Below are 26,600 nucleotides of genomic sequence, written 5' to 3' on the forward strand. Positions count from 1 at the left end.
TCGCTCCGCGGCTTTTTTCGTGGGTCACCAGCAGTCCATGCCGGGGCCAGTGGCGGTTTTCTGCCCCGCCTGATCGATTCGCAAGGTCATGCAACGCGCATCGTTGGCTTGGCCGCCTTGTGGGACCGCCTGAATGACGAATGTCGTTGTCGCGGAATCGCCGCCTTCGCGGGTCAGCAGATACCTTACTTCACCAGTACGGGGTGAATTCCGGTCGCCAGGCGGCACCGCGCGCTCCCAGAATCTGTCGTAGGACCCATTGATCGTCCGGTAGCGCTCCGCACGCTGCGCGAGCTCGACCATGTCCGCCTTGGCCTGGCCACGATGCCCCTTGCGCACCGCATCCTGGTACATCGGGAGCGCAATACCGACCAGGATCGCGACGATCGCGACGACGACCATCAGCTCGATCAGGGTGAAGCCGCGTTGTCGACCAGCCGCGCTGAGGGGGCGACGTTGAAAGTGCATCACTTGATCTGTCTCCATGATTGACGGCCACAAGGTCGGGGCAGGACGAAGGCACCCGGATACACGACGACCTGGCACTCCTCGAATGTCGGGCAGTCACCGGTGGCGGGATCGCAAACACTGCCGTCCGGATTGTTGATGACGGTATCGGTGGTGATGGCAGCGACCGAGTTGCTGGTCACCGGTGCGCCGCCGCCGTCGATCTGGATACCGCCGCAATCTGCTCCGGTGCAGGCAGGATCTTCGGACGGTTGCACCTGCACGTTGGCCAGTGCGCCCGACCCGGACAGCAGATCCAGACCATAGACGAAGTTGTCGCCACCCGGGTTGCAGCTGTCCTCCGACGGCGTGAACGTGGTGAAGAACACGCGGCCGCTCTGGATACGGGGGGTCGCAATGAAGCGCTCACCGATCGGACGGAAGCCGGGCTCGTCACCCGAATCATCGTAGACCTGGAGGTCGAGATACCAGCCTCGCTTCGAGCTACTGCCCGAGTAGGCCACCCGCGTTCGGCTGATACTGCGAATCACCTCGCCATTGTCACCTGCGCCCGTTCCGGTAATGGTCTGGGCCTGCAGTGCGTCCCGCCCGCCGTCTTCCAGATCGCTGCTGACCGCCGTGCCGTTGTCGAACACCGCATAGAGCGACTGCACCGACGGATCTTCCGGCACATCGTTGTCACCCGGCTGACTGCCGCGCTCGAACAGGTAGCGACCGGTTCCGAAATACACCATCACGCCGGTGCCAGGACCCGCCGCGACCCGGATACCACCGGTGATCGGCTGCGGCTCACTGTCGATCCGTGCTTCGAACAGCGGCTCGCCCGCATTCGCGACGCCCCAATCCGCTGCCAATGTCGAACCCAGATCGAACTTCCACAGATTGCCCTGCAGATCGCCACCGTAGATCGTGTCGACCTTGCCGTTGCCGGACTTGTCGATGGCCGTGATCTGGCCGAGGCCGTTGAACGGGGCCGCGCGCTGCGCACAAAAGTTGGCAACCAGCTCGAAACCGCTGGCGACCTGACAGAGCCACGCGGTAACCGGATTGGTCGCCGCGGCGCCCGAGTTGCCGTCGTTGGCCGTCAACTTGCGGACCACCGCACCCGTGTAGGCATCCAGCACGTAGAGCGAAGGATCGTTGAGATTGCCACCGTAGCCGTTGCCGAACAGCACGCCCCAGCTCCCATTTTCCAGCGGCACGATCAAGGGCTTGCCGTAGACATGGCCGATATCGTTGTCGACGCTGCTGTTGCGCTCCCAACGGATGCTGGTTTCATCCATGCTCGACGGGCTGCTGACGTCGAGCGCGAACACCGATCGCGCACCCGCACCTGTCGAACCGACCAGGATCGTCCGCCAGTCCTGGGCACCGCCCGTACCGACCTTGACGTCGCCGATGCTGATCTGCCCGTCGACGTAATACCGGTGATCGTAGAATTCGTCTGTCTTGGCCAGCAGCGCCATGTTCCGCAGCACCGCGTTGGGAACATAGGCGAACTGCTCAACGCCAGCCCCGGTTGCCGCGCAAGGCAGGCGCTCGCTGGGAATGGCACACGGCACGGTGCTGGCATTGAATCCGTGCAGCATGCCGTCATTGGCACCGACGAAGGCGGTCGTGGTACGGGTCGCCTTCAGGTCCAGGTAGCCCTCGCTGCCGCCAGCGGCCACATAGCCGGAAAACATCGGGTCGTCATGCATGCCGTAGCCAAGGTCGGCACGAGGCGACGACACCACCGGCTCGGAGTTGATGATGCTGCCGATCACCGAACCGCGTTCCCGGAGGTTCGCCGTGCTCCCGCCAGCGGACTCGTTCGACCGGTCACCGCGGAGATATGCGACGACATCCTCAGCGGACGTGTCCCGGCTGGTGCCGTAATGGCCATTGTCGATATCGGCATCGAACAAGCCGATGGCGCCTGCCTGATCCGCTTCGGTCGCGCCCAGTTCATCCGCCACGAAGGGCACACGGCGGTCCGCGGCGACTGCGCTGGTGCCATTGCCCGGGGACAGCAGGGTGACGATGTTCCGGGCCGCTGGCAGAGGCAGGTTTGATTGCGCATTCCACAGCGTGGCGCCAATCGAGCCGTTCGGGTTGATCGCCAATGCGCTCAGGTTGCCCGTCCAGTCCTTGCCATCGCGTTCGCGCTGGAACGTGGGCTGGAGCGTAAAGGATTCTGCGCCCACGCGCGCACCGTTCAACGTTCGGCTTCCCGCTACCACGTCACGGCTTGCGATGTCGTCAAACGCCTTGGACAGCTGGTTGCGCAGATTGAGCGGATTTGTGACCAGGAAGTAATTGTCGGGATCGCCTGCGCCCGGCGTGCCCGGCGCGCTGGTGTCCCAGTTGGCGGGATCCGGCGCACCGTACTTCGCCGCATACCAGAGCGGATCGCGCAGCTGGATCGCCGACGCATTGGCACTGGGCGAGAACTCGCGTGTCGAAGTGAAGCCAAGCCCCTGGTTACAAGGTGCGGACCCCATCTGGCCTACGCAACCGCCTGCCCACCGTATCGGGTTGCCTGACGGCGTATTGAGCTCGTAGGCCGACGACGCCTGATTGCCGTTGTCACGGTCGCGCACTTCAAGATACGCGCCATCGCGCGTCGTGCCGGAAATGACGTAGCCCATATTCTGGTTCGCGCTGCCTGCCGCGTATTCGGAGGTCAGGTTCACCGTCAGCGTATTGCCGGCGTTGGCGATGATTTCATACCGCACGATCGCGTCCATGTCGTGATCGTTGCCCTGCTCCACATCCTCGTAATTGATGCGGAAGACAGCGCGCGGACGGCCGCCATTGACCGTCGCGTTGATGGTCTGCCCTGGGAAGTTCTCGTACTCCTGGACGTAGAAGTCGACAATCGTATTGGTCGGCTTTCGCGTGGCCTCGCCAAAGGTGCCGCTGACCGTCTTGGCGAACGGAACCAAGGTCACCGTATTGCCGCCCACCGGGAACTCGATCCGCGGCAGAGGTGATGCCAGTGCGATCGAATAGGTATGGACGTTCTGATCTTCTGCCGCCGCGTTGATGTTCGTGGAATTGCGCGCAAAGCGGGCCACGCTTGCCGTGTAGTACGTGCCCATCTTGCCCGGCTCTTCTGGTGACAGACCTCGGATGTTGCCGAAGCTGGAGGCAGCCTTGACCGTCGGATTGGCGTCGTTAAGTGTGCCGACTTCGCCGATGAAGACGTTCCTCGCACCCGCACCGAATTCCGCATTCCAGATAGCCTGGCCTTCGGTAGCCGCGTTGAAACCCGAGATAGATGCAGGTGTATTGCCGGTAGTCGTAACTGCGCCCGTAAAAGCACTACCCGGAAGATCACCGTCATAGCTGGGATTGATGTCACTGATGATCGTCTGCACGGGACGCGAGCAGGCGGGATAGTTGAGCCCGGCGCCCGTGCTCGCGTAAGGATCGCGCCAGTCAGGCGTCGGCAGTCCAAGGACCTGGTCTTCGTTGCCGGCAGTACTGCCGCCCGTCGCGAAGCGAGGCGTGGCGCCGGTGGCGCCAGCAAAGTACCTCACGCTCTCGTAGAGCATTTCGGCAATCGGATTGCCCCACATCCGGCACTCGCCGTTGTTGATCGCGCGGTTACCGATTGACGGGCAGTTGCCGTTGCCGGCATTCCAGTTCCAGTTTTGGTCGCTGCTGATATTGTCGGTACCCGAGTTGTAGCCACCGCCGATCATCCGCAACCGGTCGATACTGCGGGCAATGCCTTCGACATCCGTTCGGAACACGCCTGAGGCAGGGTCGATCTCCGACGCGAAATTCGACACATTGCGGCGGAGTACACCACCTTCGAGATTGTTGCGCTGCGAGCCCGTGATCAGGCCGAAGTACATGCGCTGCGACTCGCCGTAATCGTGCAGGATGCCGGTGGGTTTCGCCTGGCCATTCGGGTAGACCTTGCACGTCGCATCCCGCAGCGCCTCGTTGGCCGGACAGGTCTCGACACGGACGAGGTAATCGTCGCGGGTCACACCACCCGTCGTTGGAGTAAGGGTATACGTGGACAGCGACAGATTGCGTAGCCCTGTCTGTCCCGAACCGTTACTGCTCGGGACGACCTCCCATCCTGACCAAGCTAGACCGAGCAGTCTGCGCCTGAAGCGCAGCACATACTTGTCGCCACCTGCCGCCTGCTCATGCCGGAACTTGATGTCGTAAGCAACACCCGACTGAAGACCCAAAACACCGGTCGCATACGTCTGGCAGTTGCAGACGTCGTGCCCGCCGTAATAGCCAGCCTGACCACCAGGCACCACCACGCCATTGCGTCGAATCTCGAAATCAACCGCATCGTCACCGTCGACAGCAAACTGGAATTCATCCGCGGTTCCCGCACTGTTACCAACCTGGAATCGGCCGGTGATGATGCTCATGTAATTGGTATTGGCGCCGACCGGATTACAGTTATTGCCAAGACAGTTGATATTGCTACGCGTCACATTGACGGCAAGCGCATTTGCGGAAATCCCGAAACTCGCCTCCCTGGTATCGAACTCGGCCCGGTTCGCCGGGTGCCCAGGATGCCCGGGCGTCGTGCCACCAGACGTGCAACTGACCCGCTGATCGGAGGCATTAAAGCAGTTGTTCCCCGCCACTGGCCCTTCAATCGACAGCCAGTTCCACACCCGATACGGCGCCTGATAGTTGGGGAACAGGAACGAGTTGCCAATGCCGGTCGTCGTTGTTACCGCAAACAGGTGATAGCGCCCGGTATTGGGAATCGTCAGTGGTGCGTAATTGCTGATGTCATAGCCGTCGCGCGCGACGCTCTGGTATTCCTTGCCCCAGCTGTGGGCATCCTGCGGGAAGAACGCGCCCTGCAGGATGGTCTGCGACGCGGTATCCGTCTGCCGCCAACCGCCCTACGGCACACGACGCAGCGCGTCCATGCGTGACGTGGTCAGGTAGTTGAGGAAGTCACCGCTCCATTCACCGGATCGGCCTCCGCAGGTCTTGTTTGGCGCTGCCTGACTCGGGATGAAGCGATTGCCGCCGGTGCCGGACGTGGACCAGCTGTAGCAGGCGTAGGAATTGAAGTAACCGTAATAGTCGATCTTGTAGCGGGACTCACCCGCCGCGGGATTTGCCTTCAGTTCCCAGCCGCGGTAGCCGACATCCAGGCTGCCGTCCCCATCCAGGTCCGACGCATCGTTGTAGGCCTCGTAATAGATCTTGTGATCCTTGCCCATGACCAGCATGTTCAGCGGCGGCACCGAGTCCCGCAGGTACAGCGGCGACTGCGCGATGGGAGGCGCGTCTCCCGCGACGAACAAGGGATCCGATCGCAGGGACAGACTGGCCAGACCCGCGGCAACGAGAACGACGCCGACGGCGCCGAAACGGATGAGCTTTCCTGATTTCATTCGAATCTCCTCGCGCCTCACGGGATGAACACGGTATCGACGGTCGCTTCGGATGTCGGAAGCAGGTCGCGGTCCCGCGAGAATGCAGTGATCTGGTAGATCTGGTCGGTGCGCTCGGCTTCGTTGGACGGCACGTCGAGCGCACCCCAGGCGAAGCAGAGATCGAGGCGGCGCACATGCTGCTGGTCGGAGGACCAGCCCTGGAAATCAGGCGTCGCGGTGCAGTTGGTGGGTGGCACATTGGTCGTGGGATTGCCACCCGCGAGCACCTGGTTCTTCAGCGCGATTTCCCGCAGGCGCGCACCCGACTCCGCGTTCTGGAACGCGATGTTCGTCGCCTGGTAGTTCGCGGCCATGCGCTCCTGCAGGCCCGCGACCTGCAACGCGATGATGCCGATCAAAGCCAGCAGGATCAGCAGGATCAGCGCGACGTAGAGCACGGCGCCTGACTGGGCGCGAGGGGACTGGAGTGGATGCATCATCGGATCAGTTCCCGAACAGTCGGTTGCGCAGCGCGATGCTGTCTTCGTAGACGGCGCGATAGCGTGTGTCCTCAGGGGGCGTCATGATCACGCCGAGCGCAGACAGGCGCATCGTCCCCGCTTCGCGCTGGGAGGCGGCCGCCGCATCCGGGCTGCGCGCGACGACACCGACCTGCACCATGCCCACACGGCGCCAGGCGTGGTCATAGTTGGCAGCACCCGCTGGCAGTAGCGCATTGGCGACAACGCTTGCGCCGATATTGCCGGTCGGGCGCCCCGTGGTGGTCGTGTTGCTATCCTGGCCGAACTGCAGCTGCAGCGATTCGACACCTTCGACCATTTCTTCTCGTTCGACCTCGATCGCGCCACCCGGGTCCGCCCGGTAACGCAGGCGATACAACGCGGGATTGTCGAAATCGTTGAGTCCAACGTAGTAAACAAAGCTTTGGGCTCGATACAGCATTGCCTGCCCAACGGTGAATTGCGGCGTCGTGTCGAACGTTGACTCGTTGAGTCCGCCCGTCGCCACCGTGATATTCGAACCTGCAACCGCAGATGCATTGAACACGCCGGCCTGCATGCAATCGGCGATGCCGAACAGACCTGGATTGGCGTCACCTTCCATCAACTGCGTCATCGTATCGACTTGGATGACGGTGTTGGCGCCTGGTGTGAAGGAGGTGACCTGCGCACCAGTCGGGGCGAAGAATCGCAACGCGATGACATCGCTACCCGCCACCGGTACGCCGGGACCGGTGCCGTCGCCAACCAGATCACTGTAGAGAGTTGCCGGAAGCGCCGGCTCCCATGCACTTGCGTCAGCGGCAAGACTCGGCACAGCCGCAAGGGCTAGGGCGTTGCCGCTCGATGTGCCGACCGCGTTGAAGCCTTCGATTCCGAGATCGAATCGCAGCGCGTCGGGAGCAGCTGCATAGTCGGACGTCGGTGAAGCGCCGGTACCGAACTGTTCGTCTGGCGTCAGGAAACTTGAAATCAGCGCAGGTCGCGATGCGGTGACATTCGCCGGCAAGAAGCGCGACTGGTCGTTGACGCAGCCCATATGGCCCGCCATGCGGATATCACGCTGCAGAATATCGATCGCAAAGCGACCGTTCTCCTGGGTGCGCGCCAAGCCGGTAGACAGCTGATAGGCCGTGCGCGAAGCACCGAAAACCTGCACCAGTGCCAGGATAAGCAGAGAGCCGATCGCAAGGGCAATCAGAATTTCTATCAGCGACAGACCCGCCGAGCGCGCGCGTGATTGCGGATTCATAGCGTGGTCACCAACTCGATCTCACCTTCTCCTGCCAGCTCCGCCATGTTTTCTTCGCTCCAGACGATGTTGACGCTTACCTCCGGATCGTTCACTACGACGATGGCAAAGGCATCAGGCCCCAATGATTCACGGACCTCGCACTGCCAGCGCTCGATATTGTTGGCGTTGGACGTAATCGGAAACGTGGCACAGCCTGTTTCCGGATCGGGCGCGACACCCGCGAAATCGGCTTCGGCCATCTCGTACGATGCGATCTGCGAACGATTGGTGCGGATGGTGTCGAGCAGCTCACTCGCGAGGTTGACCGCCATGGTGCGCTGCTGCGCGCTCTGCGTGTAACGGAGGTTGGTGGTCTGAAGCAATGCCAGGCCGAGCAGGCCGACCGCAAGTACGACCAGGGCGATCAGGACTTCGATCAGGGAGAAACCCGTCTGTCGACGGATACCTGCATGCGGGGAATACGCACGCCGGCGCGCCTTCAAGGAAAGATTCATGGGCAAGCACTCGGCGCGGTGGTGAGCTGACCGACCAGATTCACGGTCATTGTGCGGATCAACTCCTGCCCTGTCGGGCAGTCGACTGGTTCCAGTGTGATCTCGGCCCGCGCATCGGGACGACCACGCGCATCGAACGCAATCGTGTCGACTGCGGCGCCGCCACCGACGGGCTCGACGGACAGCAAGAGCTGCGGATGGGCATCGATGACACGGATGACCGTGTCACCTGCCGTGAACTCTTCATCCGCCGCGCCGACGTTCGCCCAGACCAGCCAACCCGCGTTCCAGTCATCACCACAGCTGGTGCCATCGTCGGTCGCGCACATACCGCCGCCGAGTGTCGTGCGGATGGCCTCGCTGCGCGCCAGCGCCACGCTGCCGATCATCTCGTTGGTCGTCGTCGCGATGCGGTTGCTCCGCAACGCGCCCTGAAAGCTCGGCAGTCCGATGGCAAGCAGGATCGCGACGATCGCAATCGTCACCATCAGCTCAACCAGCGTGAAACCCCTTATCCGCACGCAAGGCATGCATGTCCCCATTCCCCGGGCGCATTGCGGCCCACTCGCAGTCTAGGGGGCGTCCCCGGGGACGCAAGGCCGGGGCGGACGAGCGGTCGTTCAGGCGTGATGAGCGCATCAATGCGGGCGGTGACCGACCCTGAGCTGGAGACTCAGGCAGCATCAACAGATCGCCCGGCAAAACTACCCCAGCCGCAGGACCAGGTCGTAGCTCAGGCCACGACCTCGTAGCACGGTCGGTAATCCCCCGCGATCTTCATCCGGCGCTGCTCGACGAAAGCGCGCAACAGGGCGTCGAGCGATTGCATGATGTCGCGGTCGCCGTTGATGCGGAATGGACCGAACTCCTCGACACGACGCAGGCCGTCCTCCTTGACGTTGCCCGCGACGATGCCGGAAAACGCGCGCCGCAGGTCGGCGGCGAGTTCGTGCGGCTTGCGGCCGTGGTGCAGGTCCAGGGCGGCCATCGCTTCGTGCGTCGGCACGAACGGCTGCTGCAGATCCAACGGGATGGTCAGCGACCAGTTGAAGTAGAACGCGTCCTTCTGCGCGACGCGGTGCTCCTTAACCTTGCGGATGCCGGCAGCCATGCGGCGCGCGACGTGCTCGGGATCGGCGACGATGATCTCGTAGCGCGACGCGGCCTCGTCGCCGAGCGTCAGGCGGATGAACTGGTCGATCTGCTCGAAGTACGGCGCAGCCGCCGTCGGCCCGGTGAGGATGAAGGGAAACGGGATGTCGCGGTTCTCTTCCTGCAACAGCAGACCGAGCAGATAGAGAATTTCTTCAGCCGTACCGACGCCACCCGGGAACACGATGATGCCGTGACCGAGACGAACGAACGATTCGAGACGCTTCTCGATGTCCGGCATGATCACGAGGTGGTTGACGATCGGATTCGGCGATTCGGCCGCGATGATGCCGGGCTCGGTGATGCCGATATAGCGCGTCGGATGCTGGCGCTGCTTGGCATGCGCCACGTTGGCGCCCTTCATCGGCCCTTTCATCGCGCCCGGGCCGCAGCCGGTGCAGATGTCGAGTCCACGCAGACCGAGTTCGTACCCGACGAGTTTGGTGTAGTCGTATTCCGCGCGGCCGATGGAATGCCCGCCCCAGCACACGACCATGTTCGGGTCGCCCGGCTGCAGCAGCCGCGCGTTGCGCAGCAGACCGAACACGGCATTGGTGATGCCGGCACTGGAGTCGAGATCCCGCGCATTGTCCGGACCGAGTTCGATCGCGGTGTAGGCCAGATCGCGCACGACGGCGAACAGCAGTTCGGCGACGCCGCGGATGATCTGACCATCGACGAAAGCCATCGCCGGCGCATTGCGCAGTTCGATCCGGATGCCGCGATCCTGCTGCAGCACCTCGATGTCGAAGTCGGGATAGAGCTCCTGCGCCGCGCGCGGATCGTCGGACGCGCTGCCGCTGGTCAGCACCGCCAGCGCACAGCGACGCAGCAGATCGTGCATGCCACCGCTGGACGCATCCTTGAGGCGGGCCACCTCGTCGCGGGAGAGGATGTCGAGTCCGCCGCGCGGATAGATATAGGCGTTGGTCGTGGGCAGCGCCGTCGCCGCCCTGTCGCTGTTGCTCATCGTCGGGTCTGTCGTCATTTTTTTGGTGTCGAACTGTAGCGCGAACCCGCGCGCAAACGGAAACGGCCGGGTTTCCCCGGCCGTTTCGTCTCAAGCTTCTATCAAACGATCAGAACTTGTACTTGATACCCAGCATCACCGACCAGCGCGAAACGGCCGTGTTGACGCCATCGTTGTTCACTTCCTGCAGCGACTCGTCATCCGCACCGGTGAAGTTGTAGACGTACTTGCCGGTGTCGGGATCGATACCGGCATAGTTCGCGACACGTCGGGTGGCGAAGAACCCGTAATCGTTGATCTGACCCCAGTCGTCATTAAGCAGGTTGCCGATATTCATGATATCGAGCGACAGTTCCGCCTTGTGACCCTGCATGAAGCCCGGGAACTCCTGGCTTGCATTGGCAGACGCCACATTGCCCGCGTAGGCCTGCAGCTCCGGGTTCTCGGCAAGCCAGTCGAAGAACGCCTGCTCCATTTCCGCACCACCGGTAAACAGCACGTCACCCGGACCATTCGGCACATAGAACAGATCGTTGGTGGTTGCGCTGTCACCGTTGACGTCGTTGTAGAAGATGTAGCTGTACGGGCGACCCGCACGACCTTCGTAGAACATCGCGACCGTGGTCTTGTTGTTGCCGAACAGCTCCTTCTGCCACGTCAGCGTTCCCGTGAAGCGATCCTTGATCGCATAACGCGAATCGTAGGACACCGGATCGTTCGCCTGGAACCCGAGCGAATTGCTCCAGTTCGACGAGTTCTGCGAACTGGTCGCCGGGCTGAATTCCGTCGCACGCGTGTAGGTATAGCCGGCGGACCAGGACCAGTTCTCGATCAGCGGCTTGAACATGCTGAGCGTGATCTGGCGGCTGCTGCCGATATCGGTGTTGCGGATGACAATTGCCTGATTCACGTCAGAAGGCTTGTTGGCCCGATTGCCCGCCCCATTCGACCCGTTCTCAATACCAAAGCGACCGGCATTTGCGGGATCGAGACCTGCTGCGTTCCAGAAGATCTGGCGTCCGTCCTGACCGAAAGCCGTCGGCGCGCCAACGTCCAGACGATCGAACCACAACGCATCATTGTTTCGCGTCACCAGCAGCTCCGCCGACGCGGTGATGCCATACCAGGGCAACTCGTGATCGAACGCCAGATTCGCCTTCCAAGTCGACGGCAGTTTCAGGCCCGGCTCCATGATGTCGGCCACGATCAACGGCGTGCTGCCGGAACCGCTCGGGATCGTCGGTGGTAGCGTCGGATCGAATGCCGGCGCGTCATCACCGCGCAGGTTGTACTCAACAAAGTTCAAACCTGTGTTCTGAAACGCACCGGCCAGCCAGACGTTCGGGCTGGCACCTTGGAACAGGCCCACACCGCCGCGCAGCTGAGTAGGACGGTCACTGTCAAAGGTGTAGTTGAAGCCGAAGCGTGGTTGGAACAGGCCGTCATCCACCGTGTTGGTGTTATCGAGCCCGTACAACTCCTCGATCCGCGGGTTGTAAATCGGGCTGTCACCGAACGACGGCTTGTCGTAGCGCAAACCGAACAACAGGCTCAGATTGTATGTTGGATACCACGTGTCCTGCAGGAAGAAACCAGTGTTCTTGATCTCGTACGCAGCCGGAATATCGGCCAGCGAACCGCCCGGACGCGGCGCGCGCAGCTCGTACTGCGAGGGGATTCCGGCTTCAAAATCCTCGAGACTTGCGAACGTGTAGACGCCGTTGAGATTGCGGCCGTAGAAGTTCAGGACGTCATTGGTCTCATGATCGAAGCCGAACTTGAGCGTGTGGTCCCCGATGTACCAAGTCGCCGCACCGAACAAGCTCAGCTGCTCGGTCTCGATAACATTGACATGACGATTCTGCTCGGTGCCGAAACGCAGATTGCTGTTGTTACCGAAACCGTTGATACGGATATAGGGGAGGTTGGCATACGGCGCGGCGATCGCATCGTACTCGCGCTGCGAGATCTTGAACTCAGTGGAGAAGTTCTCGGTCCAATCGCTGAAGAGCTCACCAACGACACTCTTGAACGTCTTGTTCTGGTCGTACCAGTGCGTGCTCAGGGACACGTTGCCACTGCCGATGCCCGGGAATTTCGGCACCACTTCTTCCATCTCGCTGTAACGGAACGTCGCACGATGATTGTCATTGATGTTCCAGTCGAGCTTGATCGCGTACTCCTCGACATCGGTCTCGTTGGCCGGCGCGCTCAGCGCGCCCGCGTCAAAGCCGTAGCCCTGCGCTGCAGCTTGCACGCGCGCGATATCTTCGTCGGTGATGTCACCGTTGCCGTAAGGAGTCGAGGCATAACTCGTGCTCGGCGCGGTTCGCTTGGTGCGCTCGTAGTTGGCGAAGAAGAACAGGCGATCCTGGATGATCGGACCACCGAAGGTCGCGCCGTACGTCTCTTCCTTATCGAAGCCCGTGAACGGACCACCACCATTCTCTTCAAGATCGTCCGCCACCCAATCGGCATCACGCAGGTTGTAGTAGGTCGAACCGCTGAACGTATTGGTGCCCGACTTGGTCACCGCGTTGACGACCGCGCCCGTGCCGCCAGCAACTGTGACATCGTAGTTCGCGACGTCGATGCTGATTTCCTCGATCGCGTCCATCGAGACCGGCTGCCGGTTCGTCGGGAGGTTGTTGGCTTCCAGGCCGAACGGGTCGTTCGAGCTGATGCCGTCGATACGGATGACGTTGTAGCGCGGGTTCTGACCGCCGACCGAGATGGAGCCGTCGACCTTGTCGGTCTGGGTCACGCGCGGGTCCAGACGGATGTAGTCCTGAATGTTTCGGGTCGCCGAGGGCAGGCGTTCAATCGCGCCGCGGTCGACATTGGTGCCAGTGCCCATCTTGGTCGAGCTGAACAAATCGGAACCGGCAACGGCCGTGGCCGTCACGGTCTCCAGCGTCGTCATGTCGCCCGTCAGTGCAGCGTTGACGGTGTTGACCGCGTTGAGGTTCAGATAGACGTCGTCTTCGGTGCGGGTGCCCTCGCCGGCCTTGGTCACCGTGATCGTGTACGGACCACCAACGCGCAGACCGCGCGCGTTATAGCGCCCGTTTTCATCCGTGGTGACTCGGTTCACCGTGCCCGACTCGGTATGCAGAATGGTGACTTCAGCATTGGAGACCGGCTGACCCCCTGCGCCGAGCACTTGGCCGCCGACACCGGCAGAGGTGCTCTGGGCGAACGCGGGAGCGGCGGCGAGCGCGATGATCAGGCCGAGCGACAGCTTGGAAAGCCGGGCGCGATGCGAGTGGGTCATTTGAATAGCCTCGGTGCGTGGGTATTTGGGCGCGTGCACCAGCGTGTGCACGGCAGATGCGGAAACAGAGAAGGGGGAGCCCCACGGGGCGGCGCTGGCGGCCCCGGTTAACAACAGATTAACACGGTAACCAATCCCCATGACAGTACCGTGACACGCGATCTGCTTCGCAACTCACTGAACGGACTCGTTTTATGCCGGACCTGAGCAAGCACGCTAAGTGCTTGTCTCATCACGGTCACGTAACGATTGTTCAGCCGGCCAGGCCGGCGCGAAGGTAGCTGACCAAGCCGTCGAGCAGCATCTGTACTGAGATCGCCACCAGCAGCATGCCCATCAGTCGCTCGATCGCGGTCAAGGCCCGGGCACCGAGCAACTTGTACAGATAGGTCGCCGAGAACAGGATCGCCGCCGTCGCGCCCCAGGCGATCATCAGCGCCAGGCTCCATTCGCCGAGGCGGTCGGGCTCGTTGCTGCCCATCAGCATCACCGCGGCCATGCCGGACGGGCCGGCGACCAGCGGAATCGCCATCGGCACGATGAAGGGCTCGCCGTCCGGGATCTCGCCCATCAGGCCTTCGGGCGGCGGAAAGATCATGCGGATGCCGATCAGGAACAGCACGATGCCCCCGGCGATCGCCACCGACTCCTGCCGCAGGTGCATGACCTCGAGCGCGTATTTGCCGGCCCACAGGAACGCCATCAGCACCAGCAGGGCGATCAGCAGCTCGCGCGCGAGCACGATGCGCTGCCGCTCCGGCGTCAGGCGACGCAGCATGCTCAGGAACACCGGGATGTTGCCCAGCGGATCGAGGATCAGGAACAGCAACAGCGCGGCCGACGCAATCGTCATGCGCGTGCGCCCGCAGGAACAGCGGCCCCATCCGGCGATGGCGACGCCACTGCCGGCGCCCACAGCTGGCCGCGGTGCACCGCGCCCTCCGCGGCGAGCAGGGTCACGCAGTCGCGGGCGCTGTCCGCCGGATCGCGTGCCAGCGTCTCGTCCTCTTCCACATGCGCGCGGGCGCGCAAGGGCGTGCGCATCGGCGGTGGGCACAGGCCGCTGACCCGGACCGGGGTGGCGGCGAGTTCGGCATGCAGCATCGTCACCAGAGAGGCGAGACCGGCCTGCGCGATGCCGTATCCGCCCCAGTACGCGCGCGCGGTCCGCGACGGTGCGTCGATGGCGAACACCACCGCGCTGTCGGCCGCCTGGCGCAACAGCGGCAGGCAGGCCTGGGTCAGCCACCAGCGGGCGGTGAGGTTCACATGGATGGCGCGCGCGAAGGCGGCCGGATCGGTGTGCTCGAGCGGCGTCAGCGCCGTGAACTGGGCCGCGCAGTGCAGCACCCCATCGAGCCGACCGATCGACGATTCGATGCGCGCGGCGAGCTCGGCGTAGTCGTCGGCGGACGCACCTTCCAGATCCAGCGGATACAGCACGCTCGTCGCGCCGCGCGCGGCGAGTTCGTCGTAGAGACGATTGAGCCGCGGCACCTTGCGGCCGAGCAGCACCAGCGCCGCGCCGGCATCGGCGCAGGCGAGCGCAGCTTCGCGGCCCAGGCCGCCGTGCGCTCCGACGATCAGCACCACGCGGCCCGACAGGCCGTCGGCGCGTCGCGGCACGGCGAACACGGGGCCGCTCACGCCTTCTGCACCTCGGCGATCATCCGGGCCAGCTCGCCCGACTCGTGCAGCTCGAGGGCGATGTCGCAGCCGCCGATCAGTTCGCCGTGCAGGAAGAGCTGCGGGAACGTCGGCCAGTTGGAGAAGCGCGGCAGGTTCGCGCGGATCTCCGGCTCGCCGAGCACGTTGACGACATGGAAATCCGACGCGCCCGCCGCCTGCAGGGCCTCGACGGTCCGGCTGGAAAATCCGCACATCGGATACTCCGGCGTGCCCTTCATGAACAGCACGATGGCATGCCCGTCGATCTGGGCCTGGATGCGTTCGAGGATCGTCACGGTGGAGCTCCTGCAACTGCCATCGCCGGCGCGCCGGGATGCCGGGGCAATGGGGTTTAGAATCCGCACATTCTAACGCGTCGCCGTCCGCGCGAGCCGCGGGTGCGCCGCCGCCTCCATGCGTTGTCCAGGATGCCGCCGCCCATGCCTCTCGACCTGTCCGCCCTGCCCTACGACCACACCGCACTCGAGCCGCATCTGTCGGGCGAGACAATGGCGCAGCACCACGGGCGCCACCAGCGCGCGCACATCGACCGGTTGAACACGTTGCTGGCGGGCACGGACCTGGCGGATGCGCCGCTCGACACCATCGTCCGCAAGGCGCACGGCGAAGTGTTCGACCACGCCGCGCAGGCTTGGAACAACACCTTCTACTGGCACTCGCTGAAGCCCGCGGCGGGCGGTGGGGGCGGCATGCCCGGTGGCCGGCTGGCCGACGCCATCAGCAAGCACTTCGGCGATGTCGAGACCCTGCGCGCACGTTTCGATGCGCTGGCCTTGCGCCTGTTCGGCGCAGGCTGGGTGTGGCTGGTGCAGCGCCAGGACGGGCGCCTCGCGCTGGTGGCGACGGCGAATGCTTCGACACCGGTGACCGGCGACGACGTGCCGCTGCTCGCGGCCTGTCTGTGGGAACACGCGTGGTATCTCGACTACCGCGAGAACCGCACGCGCTATCTCGATGCGTTCTGGCATCTGGTGCATTGGGACAGCGTCGCCGCACGTCTGAAGTAAGGGGCTGCCCAGGTTCGGAGCGCCAGCAGGATTTCTCGAACCGTCAGGGTGGGCCGATCGCGCTGCTTCGAAGTCGCGCGAAAACGTCGAGGGGATCTGTTGGCGTTTCGTCGGGAGCCGCCTGCATGCGGACTCACCCTCGACGACTGGGCGCATTCGCGCTACGCGGATTGGGAATCACCGAAACGTGTGCGCCCCGAGCATCGGCGCTGACGGATCGGCCGACTGGCGCCATCGTCCGCGCGCCGGATCTCAGGCGCGCGCCTCGCGTAGACGCGCCACCACTGGGGCAACCTGGGTCACCCGGTCCAGCGCCGCCCCCACCGCGGCGAGTCGATCCGCGAGCGCAGGCGCATCGTCGGCCCGCAGCGTCGCATGGCCGACCTTGCGCCCGGTCCGCGCCGACTTGCCGTAGTCGTGCCAGTGGCCGCCTGCGGTGTCGAGGACGGCGCGCGCGTCGGGCATGGTGCCGATCCAGTTGAGCATGCAGGCCACGCCGCGCGCCGACGTGTCGCCGAGCGGCAGGCCGAGCACCGCGCGGAGGTGGTTCTGGAACTGCGACGTCTCGGCGCCCTCGATGGTCCAGTGCCCGGAGTTGTGCACCCGTGGCGCCAGCTCGTTGGCCAGCAACTCGCCGTCGCGGCAGAACAGCTCCAGCGCGAACACGCCGACATAGTCCAGCCGCGTCGCGATCGCCTGTGCGTAGTCGATCGCGGTCTTCGCGAGCGACGGGGCGACCGTCGCGGGCGCCAGGCTCGCCGACAGCACGCCGTCGACATGCCAGTTCTCGGTCAGCGGCCACGCCCGGAACTCGCCGTCGCGGCCGCGCACGGCCACCACGCTGAGCTCGCGTTCGAAAGCGACGAACCCTTCGAGGATCAGGCCGACGCTCTGCGCCTGCGCGCCCAGCGCGTCCCATGCCGCAGCGACGTCGGTCGGCGCCTTGATCCGGAACTGCCCCTTGCCGTCGTAGCCCAGGCGCCGCGTCTTGAGGATGCAGGGCGTGCCGATCGCGGCGACCGCGGCGTCCAGCGCTTCGCGCGTCGCGACATCGGCGAACGGCGGCACCGGGATGCCGAGCGTGCCGAACAGGGTCTTTTCCGCCAGGCGGTCCTGGGTCACCGCCAAGGCGTCCGGATTCGGGAAGACCGGAATGCGCGACGCCAGCAGCCGGGCGCTGTCCGCCGGCACGTTCTCGAAATCGAAGGTCGCCACGTCGACGTCGCCGGCGAAGCGCTGCAGTGCGTCCTCGTCGCGATAGTCGCCGACCAGCAGCGGCGCGAACTGGCCGGCGCAGGCCTCGTTCGAGGTGTCCATCACCAGGAACCGAAGGCCCAGCGGCGCGCCCGACAGCGCGAGCATGCGGGCCAGCTGGCCGCCGCCGAGAATGCCGACCGTCGTGGTCATGCGTGTATTCCGTCGAGCCGCATGCCAGTGCAGCTCATCGGCGCGGATCGTCGTTGCCGGCGACCTCGTCGGTCTGGTGCTGCCGGAACGCGGCCAGCGCCTGCGCGACGGCAGCGTCCTCGGCCGCGAGCATCGCGGCGGCGAACAATGCCGCATTCGCCGCGCCCGCGTTGCCGATCGCGAACGTCGCCACCGGAATGCCGGCCGGCATCTGCACGATCGACAGCAGCGAATCCATGCCATTGAGCGCTTTCGACTGCACCGGCACGCCGAGCACCGGCACCAGCGTCTTGGATGCGAGCATGCCCGGCAGATGCGCCGCCCCGCCGGCGCCGGCGATGATCGCGCGCAAGCCGCGCGCCTGCGCGCCAGCGGCGTAGTCGAACAACACGTCGGGCGTGCGATGCGCCGAAACGACCCGCACCTCGTGCGCGACGCCCAGCTGCTCGAGCTTCTGCACGGCGTGCTGCATCGTGTCCCAGTCGGATCGCGAACCCATCACGACCCCGACCAGCGGGCTTGCGGAATTGGCGGACATGGCCGGCCCCGTGGCGAAACGCGTATTCTACCGGTTCGATTTCGCGACGCGACCTGCCATGGACCGAAAGCTGCTCGACATCCTCGTCTGCCCCGCCAGCCGTCAGCCACTGGCGCTGCTCGACCAGGCCGGCCTCGACGCTCTGAACGCGGCGATCGCCGCCGGCACGTTGACCCGCGTCGACGACGCCGTGCAGTCGGCGCCGCTGCGCGAAGCGCTGGTGACGCACGACCGCAAGCTCGTCTACCGCGTCGACGACGGCATTCCGGTGCTGCTCGTCGAGGACGGCATCGCCACCGGTCAGATCGCGGACTTCCCGAAGGCATGAGTGGACCGGCCGCCGACCGGTTCGGCGTGCCGCACGCGGCGGTCGCCGCCAATGTCGCCGCGGCGCTGGCCGAGGACATCGGCAGCGGTGATGTCACGGCGGCGCTGTTGCCGGACACGGACGACGTCGCCTATCTGCTGTGCAAACAGGATGCGGTGATCTGTGGCCGCCCGTGGTTCGATGCCTGTCACCGCGCGCTGGATCCGGACGTCGCCATCCACTGGCGCGTCGACGAAGGCCAGCACGTCGCGGCCGGGACCGTGCTCGCGACGCTGTCCGGCCGGGCGCGCGCCCTTGTCAGCGCCGAACGTGCGTCGCTGAATTTCATGCAGACGCTGAGCGCGACCGCCACGGTGACCGCGCGGTTCGTCGTCGCCCTGGCGGGCACATCGACCCGGGTGCTGGACACGCGCAAGACGCTGCCCGGCCTGCGCCTCGCGCAGAAGTACGCGGTCCGTGTCGGCGGTGGCGACAACCATCGCCTCGGCCTCTACGACACGGTGATGCTGAAGGAGAACCACGTGCGCGCGGCCGGTTCGATCACCGCGGCGATCGCCGCCGCGCGCGCCCATGCGCCGGCGCTGCCGCTGGTGGTCGAGGTGGAATCGCTCGCGCAGCTGAGGGACGCACTGACCGCGGGCTGCACGCGCGTGCTGATCGACGATTTCGACGCCGAGCTGCGCCGTGAGGCCGTGGCGATTGCGCGGGCTGCGCCGTTCGACGGCCGGATTCCGCTGGAAGTCTCGGGCAGCGTCGATTTCGACGGCTTGCGGGCGATCGCCGCCGATGGCGTGGACATGGTGTCGATCGGCGCGCTGACCAAGCACGTCCAGGCGATCGACCTGTCGCTGAAGCTCGGTCCACCGCCCGCCTGATCGCACGCGCATGCGACGGCGCCAGCGCCGCTTGCAACCCGGCCGCCGGGCCGCCACATTGCGCGCATGCTCGATTTCCCGACGATGATCTTCATGATGCTGGCCGGCGGCGCCGCGTTCGCCTGGTGGAGCGCCTCGCGCGCCGCTGCCGAACGCGCGGGACAGCTGGGCCGCGACGCCTGCGAGCGCGCAGGCGTGCAATGGCTGGACCAGGCAGTGCATGCGCATTCGATGCGCTTCCGTCGTGGCGACGATGGCCGGCTGGGGGTGGAGCGCAGTTTCCGGTTCGAATATTCCGACGACGGAATCCAGCGCCATATCGGCCATCTGATCCTGCGTGGTCAGCGGCTGGTCGCGTTCAGCGGTCCGACGCGGCCCGACGCCGCAGCCCTGTACTGACGAGGCGACTTGGCGCGCCGCGGTGACGCGATCGCGCACGTTCGAATCGAAACCAGGACAAGGAACGACCGGCGCCGCACCGGCTGCGAACCGCGACCTACTTGACGACGCGCAGATGGCCGCGGCGCGGCTCGGTCGGTGGCGCGCCCTCGGGCGGATCGTCCGGCGTCTGATCGTCGTCGCCTGTATCGGCCATGCCGTCCTCGGCATCGTCGCTGGCGCCGGCGCCCATGTCGTCGGGCAGCGCCATACCCTGGCCGGTCTCGCGGGCGTAGATCGCCAGCACGGCGCCCACCGGTACCAGGACCGACTGGCTCACGCCGCCGAAACGCGCCGAGAACCGCACGCTGTCGTTGTCCATCTCGAGCTTTCCGACCGCACGATCGGCGATGTTGAGCACGACGCGTCCATCCTTGACCACGTGCGCAGGCACGCGCACGCCCGGATGCCTGGCGTCGACGAGGATGTGCGGTGTGGCGCCGTTGTCGGCGATCCACTCGTAAAGCGCCCGCAACAGGTACGGGCGGTGGCTGGTCATGGGGGGCGGGCGGTCCGACATGGCGACAGTTTAGCGACTCGTCCCGCGGCGTCACGCGTCAGACTGAACGAGAACCCGCCGCACGCACGCGCGCCCCGGATTCGTCCAACGGAAGCGGCTTATTCCGGCAGCGGCCGGAGTCCGCGTTCCTGGTGCGTCAGGCTGCGCACGAAGCCGGGGCTGCGGAAGATGCGGTTGCCGTAATCCTCGATCGCCTTCGCGCCGTCCTTGGGCAGGGGAATCTCGAGCGCCTGCAGGCGCCAGATGATCGGCGCCATCGCGCAATCGGCGAGGCTCATCTCGGGATTGAGGAAGAACTTGCTGGCCTTGAACAGCGGCACCGACGAGGTCAGCAGTTCCTTGAGGCGCTTGCGTGCGGCGTCGGCCTGGGTCTTGGCGCCGAACTGGATCGCCTGCACCTGCGGCACCCAGTCGTGCTCGATGCGTAACATCGCCAGCCGCAGGCGCGCCCGCGACAGCGGATCGACGGGCATCAGTGGCGGATGCGGATAGCGCTCGTCGAGGTATTCGCTGACGACACTGGCGGCATAGAGCACCAGTTCGCGCTCGACCAGGGTCGGCACCGAGTGGTACGGATTGAGGTCGATCAGATCCTCGGAGGGATTCTGCGGATCGACCACAACCATGTCGTAGGTCACGCCCTTGGCGGCAAGCACCAGGCGCGCACGGTGGCAGAGGACATCATCAACCGAGGAAAACAGTGTCAGGACGTTACGCATACGTGCACTCGCGGCCATCGTGGGCCTCTCCCGAGCCCGGAATCCGCCGGCCTCGTAAACGCCGTCTGCCCCTCGCAGCCGGTCGTCGCGGTTCCCGAGTCTCGCATTCCATCGGCCCGCCCGGCAACGGGGGCCGTCTCACGCGGAGCGCCCGACGCCTCCGCGACGGCGATCCGCGCGGATCAATGCTTCACGTCCCGCCAGTACTCCTGCTTCAGCAGCCAGGCCAGCAGGGTGAGCACGATCAGGAACAGCAGCACCCACACGCCCAGCTGCTGCCGCTTGAGGGCCGCCGGCTCGCCGGCGTACTCGAGAAATGCCGTGATGTCGCGCACCGTCTGATCGAACTGCTGGGCGTTCTGGCTGCCCGGCGAACCGAGCTCGAGATGCGCGACGGTGGGCTCGCCGGTGTCGTCGACTTCCCCGTGCACCGGACGCTGCAGGCCCTGCATCTCCCACAGCGGGTTGGGCATCGATGCGTTCGGGAACAGCGTGTTGTTCCAGCCGAGCGGACGGGTCTCGTCGAGGTAGAACGACTTCAGATAGGTGTAGACCCAGTCGGGGCCGCGCACGCGCGTGATCAGGCTCAGATCGGGCGGCGCCTGGCCGAACCAGCGCGCCGACTGTTCGGCGGGCATCGACGACAGGATGTGCTCGCCGTACGCGGCGCCGGTGAGGTTGAGATTGTTCATGACCTCGTCCTCGGTCAGGCCGAGGTCGTCGGCCATCCGCGAATAGCGGAGGAACTTCAGCGAATGGCAGCCGGCGCAGTAGTTCATGTACAGCTGCGCGCCGCGCTGCAGCGACGCGCGGTCGCCGATGTCGGTCCCCGACTGCTCGACGGGGCCACCGGCTGCGGCCAGCGCACCGAAGGACAGCAGCAGTCCGCCCGCGAAGACGGCGAGGCGGGCAATGAGTCGGTTAGTCATGCATCGTCACCCGTTCCGGCACGGCCTTGGTGCTGTCGATTTTCGTCCACAGCGGCATGGTGATGAAGAAAGCGAAGTAGAGGAATGTCAGCACGCGGCCGATGATCGTTTCGACCGGATCCGTACCCGGACCCGCGCCGATCTTGCCCAGCCAGATGAAGCAGACCACGAGCAGCGCCAGCATCACCTTGGTGATCGGCCCGCGGTAGCGATGCGAGCGCACCTTGCAGCGGTCCAGCCACGGCACCAGGAACAGGATGGCGATCGCCGCGAACATCACGATGACGCCGCTGAGCTTGTGCGGCACCACGCGCAACATCGCGTAGTACGGCGTGTAGTACCAGACCGGCTTGATGTGTTCCGGCGTGACCAGGTGGTTGGCCGCGGTGAAGTTGTCGTGCTCGAGGAACCAGCCGCCGAACGCCGGGGCGAAGAAGATGATGAACGCCGCGAGGATCAGGAAGCAGCAGACGTAGAAGCCGTCCTTGACCGTGTAGTACGGGTGGAACGGGATGCCGTCGGCGGGCGCGGTCTTGGACCACGCATTGCCCTTCGGCCCCTTCTTGATCTCGACACCGTCGGGATTGTTCGAGCCCACTTCGTGCAGCGCGCCCAGATGCAGCACGACCAGCAGCAGCAGCACCAGCGGCAGCGCGATCACGTGCAGGGCGAAGAAGCGGTTGAGCGTGGCGTCGCTGGGCAGGTAGTCGCCCATGATCCATTCGGTGAGACCGTTGCCGATGACCGGAATCGCGCCGAACAGCGAGATGATGACCTTCGCGCCCCAGAACGACATCTGGCCCCACGGCAGCACGTAGCCGAGGAAGGCTTCGGCCATCAGCACCAGGTAGATCAGCATGCCGAGGATCCACACCAGTTCGCGCGGCTTCTTGTAGCTGCCGTACATCAGGCCGCGGAACATGTGGATGTAGACCACGATGAAGAACAGCGACGCACCGGTGGAGTGCATGTAGCGGATCAGCCAGCCCCACTCCACGTCGCGCATGATGTATTCGACCGACGCGAAGGCCTCCGCCGCGCTCGGCTTGTAGTGCATCGTCAGGAAGATGCCGGTCAGGATCTGGTTGACCAGCACGACCAGCGACAGCACGCCGAAGATGTACCAGATGTTGAAGTTCTTCGGCGCGTAGTACTCGGTCATGTGCTTGCGGTACATCGGCATCAAGGCCGGTGCACGCTCGGTGACCCAGTTGAAGACGCCGTTGGCGCCGCGGACGAACACGTTGGCCATGGTCAGGCGGCTCCCTGCGGATCGACGCCGATGACGAGCGTGTTGTCGTCGGCATAGTAGTGCGGCGGCACCACGAGGTTGGTCGGCGCCGGGACGCCGTCGTAGACGCGGCCGGCCATGTCGAATTTCGACTTGTGGCAGGGGCAGAAATAGCCGCCCTTCCAGTTGGCGTCGAACGGCGCAGGCCGGATCTCGGCCACCATCTCCGGCGAACAGCCCAGATGCGTGCACAGGCCGACGAGCACCGAGATGTCGGGCTTCAGCGAGCGCAGTTCCGGGTTCGCCTCACGGATGTACGCGGGCTGCTGGTCGACGTTCTCCGACTCGGGATCCTTGAGCTGGCCGTCGAGCGTCGGCAGCGCATCGAGGATCGCCTGCGACCGCTTGACGATCCAGATCGGCTGGCCGCGCCATTCGGCGACCAGGCGCTGCCCTTCCTCGAGCGCGCTGATGTCGACCGTGACCGGGGCGCCCGCGAGCTTGGCGCGCGCGCTGGGATTCCAGGACTTGATGAACGGGACCGCCGCGACGCCCGCCCCCACCGCGCCGACGACCAGCGTGGTCGCGGTCAGGAACCTGCGGCGTCCTTCGTTGACGGAACCCTGATCCCCAGGCCCGATCGCTGCTTCATCGACCATCCGGTACTCCGTATCTCTTTGTCGGTAGCTGTAAGTGTGCTTGGCTGCCACGGCACACCCATCATTGCGGGTGACGGCCGTAAAAGACGTCCGAGTGTAACGGAAGCCTGAATCCAGCGACAATCTGTCGCACCCCGAATCCGTCGGATTGCGGGCTCAGCGGCTCGCCAGCTGGCCGCGATAGCGCTCGGCGAGCGTGCCGACCCGCACCACGTAGCGCTGGGTTTCGTTGTACGGGGGCACGCCCTTGTGCCGGTCCACCGCGCCTTCGCCGGCGTTGTAGCCGGCCGCGGCCAACGTCAGGTCGCCGTTGAACCGCTTCAGCAGCCACGCGAGATACTCCACGCCGCCGCGGATGTTCTGCTCCGGATCGAAGGCATTGACCACCCCGAACCGCTTCGCGGTGCCCGGCATCAACTGCATCAGGCCCTGGGCCCCGGCGCGCGACAGCGCGTTGGGGTTGAACGCCGACTCGGCATGCATGATCGCCCGCACGATCGCCTCCTCGACGCCGAAGTCGCGCGCCGCGCGTGCGACCTCGTCGCGGTAGGCGTCGTTGTTGAGCCGCACGTTGCCGAAATTGACGCCCGGCGCCGCGCCGCAGGCGTAGCAGGTCTCGAAGAAGCTGTAGTTGATCGTCCGCACCGCGGCCACGTCGGCGCCGCGCGGCCGGGCGCTGGTGTAGTGGCGCACGCCGTCCTTGACGTAGGAGTAGACCTGGCCCTGCTGCAGCCGGCGCTGGCCCGAGCCCGATGTGCGCGGCGTGGGAGCGGGCGTCGCCGCGCGGGGCGTCGGCGCCGCCTGCACGGTGGGCGTCGCCGATGCGATGGCCGTGCCGCCCATGAACGTGGCCGGCGCGTTGCTGTCGATGTTCGCCGGCGCCGCACGCGGCGTGGATGCGGCCGACGACGCGGCCCGCGGCGTCGGGGCGCGGCTGCCGCCGCCGGTGCCGCCGCGGCTCACCACGGCGCAGGTCGCGCCCGAGATCCGCTTGCTCACGTACTGCGGGATGCCGTCGCCGGTGTCGCAACGGTAGAGGGTGCCGGATACGGCCGGAAAGGCCGCCAGCACACCCAACGCCGCAATGAGTCCCCATCCCCGTTTCACGGCGGCAGTGTCCCGCGTTCGATGGCGCTTGCCAAGTCCTTGATTGCGCTCCCGGAAGCCGGCGGCCGCCCGCGCCCCGGTTTACACTTCCCGCCCATTCCAGCCATCCGGCCCGGCCTAAACGCCGCGCCCCGGAGTCGCCATGCACGACACGCCCGTTCCCGCCGGCCCTGCGCCGGCCCGCCCGTCCCCTGTGGCCCCGCCCGCGCCGGGCACCCTGCCGCCCCGCGGCAAGCTTTTCATCCAGACCCACGGCTGCCAGATGAACGAGTACGACTCGGCCAAGATGGCCGACGTGCTCGCCGCCAGCGACGGTCTGGAACTGACCGACAACGTCGAGGAAGCGGACGTCGTGCTGGTCAATACCTGCTCGATCCGCGAGAAGGCGCAGGAGAAGGTCTTCAGCCAGCTGGGCCGCTGGAAGGCGCTCAAGCAGGGCGGCAAGCCGGTGCTGATCGGCGTCGGCGGCTGCGTCGCGTCGCAGGAAGGCGAGGCGATCGTCAAACGCGCGCCCTACGTGGACCTGGTGTTCGGCCCGCAGACGCTGCACCGCCTGCCCGAGCTGATCCGCGCCAAGCGCGAGAGCGGCCTGCCGCAGGTCGACATCAGCTTCCCGGAGATCGAGAAGTTCGACCGCCTGCCCGAGCCGCGCGCCGACGGGCCCAGCGCCTTCGTGTCGATCATGGAAGGTTGCTCGAAGTACTGCTCGTTCTGCGTCGTGCCCTACACCCGAGGCGAGGAAGTCAGCCGGCCCTTCGAAGACGTGCTGGTCGAGGTCGTGCAGCTCGCCGGCCAGGGCGTGCGCGAGATCAACCTGCTGGGCCAGAACGTCAACGCCTATCGCGGGCCGATGGGCGAAGCCAGCGATGCGCCCGCGGATCTAGGCCTGCTGATCCGCACGATCGCCGAGATCGACGGCATCGACCGCATCCGCTTCACGACCTCGCATCCGCTGGAGTTCTCCGACTCGCTGGTCGACGCCTATCGCGACGTGCCGCAGCTGGCGAACTACCTGCACCTGCCGGTGCAGTCGGGCAGCGACCGCATCCTGTCGGCGATGAAGCGCGGCTACACCGCACTCGAGTTCAAGCAGAAAATCCGCAAACTGCGTGCGGTGCGGCCGGACATCTCGATCAGCTCGGATTTCATCGTCGGCTTCCCCGGCGAGACCGAGGCCGACTTCGAGAAGACGATGAAGCTGATCGAGGACGTCGGCTTCGACCAGTCGTTCTCCTTCATCTATTCGCGTCGCCCGGGCACGCCGGCATCGGACCTCGAGGATTCGGTCACGCAGGACGAGAAGCACGCCCGCCTGTCGCGCCTGCAGGCGCACATCAACGACCATGCCGCCGGCATTTCCGAGCGCATGGTCGGCAGCGTGCAGACCGTGCTCGTCGAAGGGCCGTCGCGCAAGGATCCGAACGAGCTGACCGGCAAGACCGAGAACATGCGTTCGGTGAATTTCGCCGGCGATCCGCGGCTGGTAGGCCAGTTCGTCGACGTGGTGATCACCGACGCGCTGCGCAATTCGCTGCGCGGCCGGGTCGTGGTGCGCGACGCGGCCTGAGCCGGGACGCGCAACATCGTGCACCGCGCGCGTCAGTGGTGCCGCTCGGACGCTGCGGTTGCGCCGCGCGCCGATAACGCCGCCTTTCGGTTCCA

General features: G+C 65.3%; 25 protein-coding genes. 5 read left to right on the plus strand and 20 right to left on the minus strand.

What is annotated here, in order from left to right:
- Positions 1-24: 24 nt before the first annotated feature.
- The 12 genes from CJ022_RS06645 to grxD all read right to left on the minus strand — a co-directional run bounded on the left by CJ022_RS06645 (position 25) and on the right by grxD (position 15,455).
- Positions 25-468, minus strand: a complete 444-nt coding sequence (locus CJ022_RS06645) for a type IV pilin protein (protein ID WP_101925871.1) — start codon at positions 466-468, stop codon at positions 25-27.
- The gene (locus CJ022_RS06650) at positions 468-5,105 is read right to left on the minus strand and encodes a pilus assembly protein (RefSeq protein WP_143703901.1); all 4,638 of its coding nucleotides are present in this window, start codon (positions 5,103-5,105) and stop codon (positions 468-470) included. Before CJ022_RS06650 ends, CJ022_RS06645 begins: the two co-directional genes overlap by 1 nt.
- A 237-nt stretch (positions 5,106-5,342) precedes the next feature.
- Complete coding sequence (locus CJ022_RS06655; protein WP_101925873.1) at positions 5,343-5,843, minus strand: hypothetical protein; 501 nt, start codon at positions 5,841-5,843, stop codon at positions 5,343-5,345.
- Positions 5,844-5,860: 17 nt separating this feature from the next.
- Complete coding sequence (locus CJ022_RS06660; RefSeq protein WP_101925874.1) at positions 5,861-6,325, minus strand: pilus assembly PilX family protein; 465 nt, start codon at positions 6,323-6,325, stop codon at positions 5,861-5,863.
- Between the two features lie 4 nt (positions 6,326-6,329).
- On the minus strand, positions 6,330-7,598 hold the full coding sequence (locus CJ022_RS06665; protein WP_101925875.1) for a PilW family protein: 1,269 nt from the start codon (positions 7,596-7,598) through the stop codon (positions 6,330-6,332).
- Complete coding sequence (gene pilV, locus CJ022_RS06670; RefSeq protein WP_101925876.1) at positions 7,595-8,095, minus strand: type IV pilus modification protein PilV; 501 nt, start codon at positions 8,093-8,095, stop codon at positions 7,595-7,597. The genes CJ022_RS06665 and pilV overlap by 4 nt, the downstream gene beginning before the upstream one ends.
- The gene (locus CJ022_RS06675) at positions 8,092-8,637 is read right to left on the minus strand and encodes a GspH/FimT family pseudopilin (RefSeq protein ID WP_343125131.1); all 546 of its coding nucleotides are present in this window, start codon (positions 8,635-8,637) and stop codon (positions 8,092-8,094) included. The genes pilV and CJ022_RS06675 overlap by 4 nt, the downstream gene beginning before the upstream one ends.
- A 191-nt stretch (positions 8,638-8,828) precedes the next feature.
- Positions 8,829-10,217: a nucleotide 5'-monophosphate nucleosidase PpnN gene (gene ppnN, locus CJ022_RS06680; RefSeq protein WP_101925878.1), complete on the minus strand. Its 1,389-nt coding sequence runs from the start codon at positions 10,215-10,217 to the stop codon at positions 8,829-8,831.
- A gap of 109 nt (positions 10,218-10,326) precedes the next feature.
- Positions 10,327-13,491: a TonB-dependent receptor gene (locus CJ022_RS06685; RefSeq protein WP_101925879.1), complete on the minus strand. Its 3,165-nt coding sequence runs from the start codon at positions 13,489-13,491 to the stop codon at positions 10,327-10,329.
- A 253-nt stretch (positions 13,492-13,744) separates the two neighbouring features.
- Entirely contained in the window at positions 13,745-14,344 is a 600-nt protein-coding gene (locus CJ022_RS06690; RefSeq protein WP_101925880.1) for a YhgN family NAAT transporter, read from the minus strand.
- On the minus strand, positions 14,341-15,138 hold the full coding sequence (locus CJ022_RS06695) for an SDR family NAD(P)-dependent oxidoreductase (protein WP_233198634.1): 798 nt from the start codon (positions 15,136-15,138) through the stop codon (positions 14,341-14,343). Before CJ022_RS06695 ends, CJ022_RS06690 begins: the two co-directional genes overlap by 4 nt.
- On the minus strand, positions 15,135-15,455 hold the full coding sequence (gene grxD / locus CJ022_RS06700; RefSeq protein ID WP_101925881.1) for a Grx4 family monothiol glutaredoxin: 321 nt from the start codon (positions 15,453-15,455) through the stop codon (positions 15,135-15,137). The genes CJ022_RS06695 and grxD overlap by 4 nt, the downstream gene beginning before the upstream one ends.
- A 144-nt stretch (positions 15,456-15,599) precedes the next feature.
- Here grxD and CJ022_RS06705 point away from each other — a divergent pair, with 144 nt between their 5' ends.
- Positions 15,600-16,187 (plus strand): superoxide dismutase, encoded by a 588-nt coding sequence (locus tag CJ022_RS06705; RefSeq protein ID WP_101925882.1) that lies wholly within the window; start codon positions 15,600-15,602, stop codon positions 16,185-16,187.
- A gap of 252 nt (positions 16,188-16,439) precedes the next feature.
- On the opposite strand, the gene CJ022_RS06710 is transcribed toward CJ022_RS06705, so the two are convergent.
- Both CJ022_RS06710 and purE read right to left on the minus strand, forming a co-directional pair.
- On the minus strand, positions 16,440-17,594 hold the full coding sequence (locus CJ022_RS06710; protein ID WP_101925883.1) for a 5-(carboxyamino)imidazole ribonucleotide synthase: 1,155 nt from the start codon (positions 17,592-17,594) through the stop codon (positions 16,440-16,442).
- A gap of 34 nt (positions 17,595-17,628) precedes the next feature.
- Positions 17,629-18,132 (minus strand): 5-(carboxyamino)imidazole ribonucleotide mutase, encoded by a 504-nt coding sequence (gene purE, locus CJ022_RS06715; protein ID WP_101925884.1) that lies wholly within the window; start codon positions 18,130-18,132, stop codon positions 17,629-17,631.
- Positions 18,133-18,190: 58 nt separating this feature from the next.
- Here purE and CJ022_RS06720 point away from each other — a divergent pair, with 58 nt between their 5' ends.
- From CJ022_RS06720 to CJ022_RS06730, 3 genes are all read left to right on the plus strand, one after another.
- Positions 18,191-18,460: a Trm112 family protein gene (locus CJ022_RS06720; protein ID WP_101925983.1), complete on the plus strand. Its 270-nt coding sequence runs from the start codon at positions 18,191-18,193 to the stop codon at positions 18,458-18,460.
- Positions 18,457-19,335, plus strand: coding sequence for a carboxylating nicotinate-nucleotide diphosphorylase (nadC, locus tag CJ022_RS06725; RefSeq protein WP_101925885.1), 879 nt, complete (start codon positions 18,457-18,459; stop codon positions 19,333-19,335). Before CJ022_RS06720 ends, nadC begins: the two co-directional genes overlap by 4 nt.
- A gap of 66 nt (positions 19,336-19,401) precedes the next feature.
- Entirely contained in the window at positions 19,402-19,734 is a 333-nt protein-coding gene (locus CJ022_RS06730) for a DUF3301 domain-containing protein (protein WP_101925886.1), read from the plus strand.
- Between the two features lie 97 nt (positions 19,735-19,831).
- Here the strand turns inward: CJ022_RS06730 and CJ022_RS06735 are convergent, their stop codons facing one another.
- The 6 genes from CJ022_RS06735 to CJ022_RS06760 all read right to left on the minus strand — a co-directional run bounded on the left by CJ022_RS06735 (position 19,832) and on the right by CJ022_RS06760 (position 24,938).
- On the minus strand, positions 19,832-20,293 hold the full coding sequence (locus CJ022_RS06735) for a ClpXP protease specificity-enhancing factor (protein WP_101925887.1): 462 nt from the start codon (positions 20,291-20,293) through the stop codon (positions 19,832-19,834).
- Between the two features lie 98 nt (positions 20,294-20,391).
- Positions 20,392-21,030, minus strand: a complete 639-nt coding sequence (locus CJ022_RS06740) for a glutathione S-transferase N-terminal domain-containing protein (RefSeq protein WP_101925888.1) — start codon at positions 21,028-21,030, stop codon at positions 20,392-20,394.
- 164 nt (positions 21,031-21,194) lie between these two features.
- Entirely contained in the window at positions 21,195-21,941 is a 747-nt protein-coding gene (locus CJ022_RS06745; protein ID WP_101925889.1) for a cytochrome c1, read from the minus strand.
- Positions 21,934-23,193 carry a cytochrome b gene (locus tag CJ022_RS06750; protein ID WP_101925890.1) on the minus strand — a complete coding sequence of 420 codons (1,260 nt, stop codon included), beginning with the start codon at positions 23,191-23,193 and terminating at the stop codon, positions 21,934-21,936. The genes CJ022_RS06745 and CJ022_RS06750 overlap by 8 nt, the downstream gene beginning before the upstream one ends.
- A gap of 2 nt (positions 23,194-23,195) precedes the next feature.
- Positions 23,196-23,831, minus strand: a complete 636-nt coding sequence (petA, locus tag CJ022_RS06755; protein WP_101925891.1) for a ubiquinol-cytochrome c reductase iron-sulfur subunit — start codon at positions 23,829-23,831, stop codon at positions 23,196-23,198.
- A 156-nt stretch (positions 23,832-23,987) separates the two neighbouring features.
- Complete coding sequence (locus tag CJ022_RS06760; protein WP_101925892.1) at positions 23,988-24,938, minus strand: lytic transglycosylase domain-containing protein; 951 nt, start codon at positions 24,936-24,938, stop codon at positions 23,988-23,990.
- A gap of 142 nt (positions 24,939-25,080) precedes the next feature.
- Here CJ022_RS06760 and miaB point away from each other — a divergent pair, with 142 nt between their 5' ends.
- Positions 25,081-26,505 carry a tRNA (N6-isopentenyl adenosine(37)-C2)-methylthiotransferase MiaB gene (gene miaB, locus CJ022_RS06765; RefSeq protein ID WP_101925893.1) on the plus strand — a complete coding sequence of 475 codons (1,425 nt, stop codon included), beginning with the start codon at positions 25,081-25,083 and terminating at the stop codon, positions 26,503-26,505.
- Positions 26,506-26,600 lie beyond the last annotated feature (95 nt).

The sequence above is a fragment of the Luteimonas rhizosphaerae genome, assembly GCF_002849595.1.
In the GTDB taxonomy this organism is placed as follows: Bacteria; Pseudomonadota; Gammaproteobacteria; order Xanthomonadales; family Xanthomonadaceae; genus Luteimonas; species Luteimonas cellulosilyticus.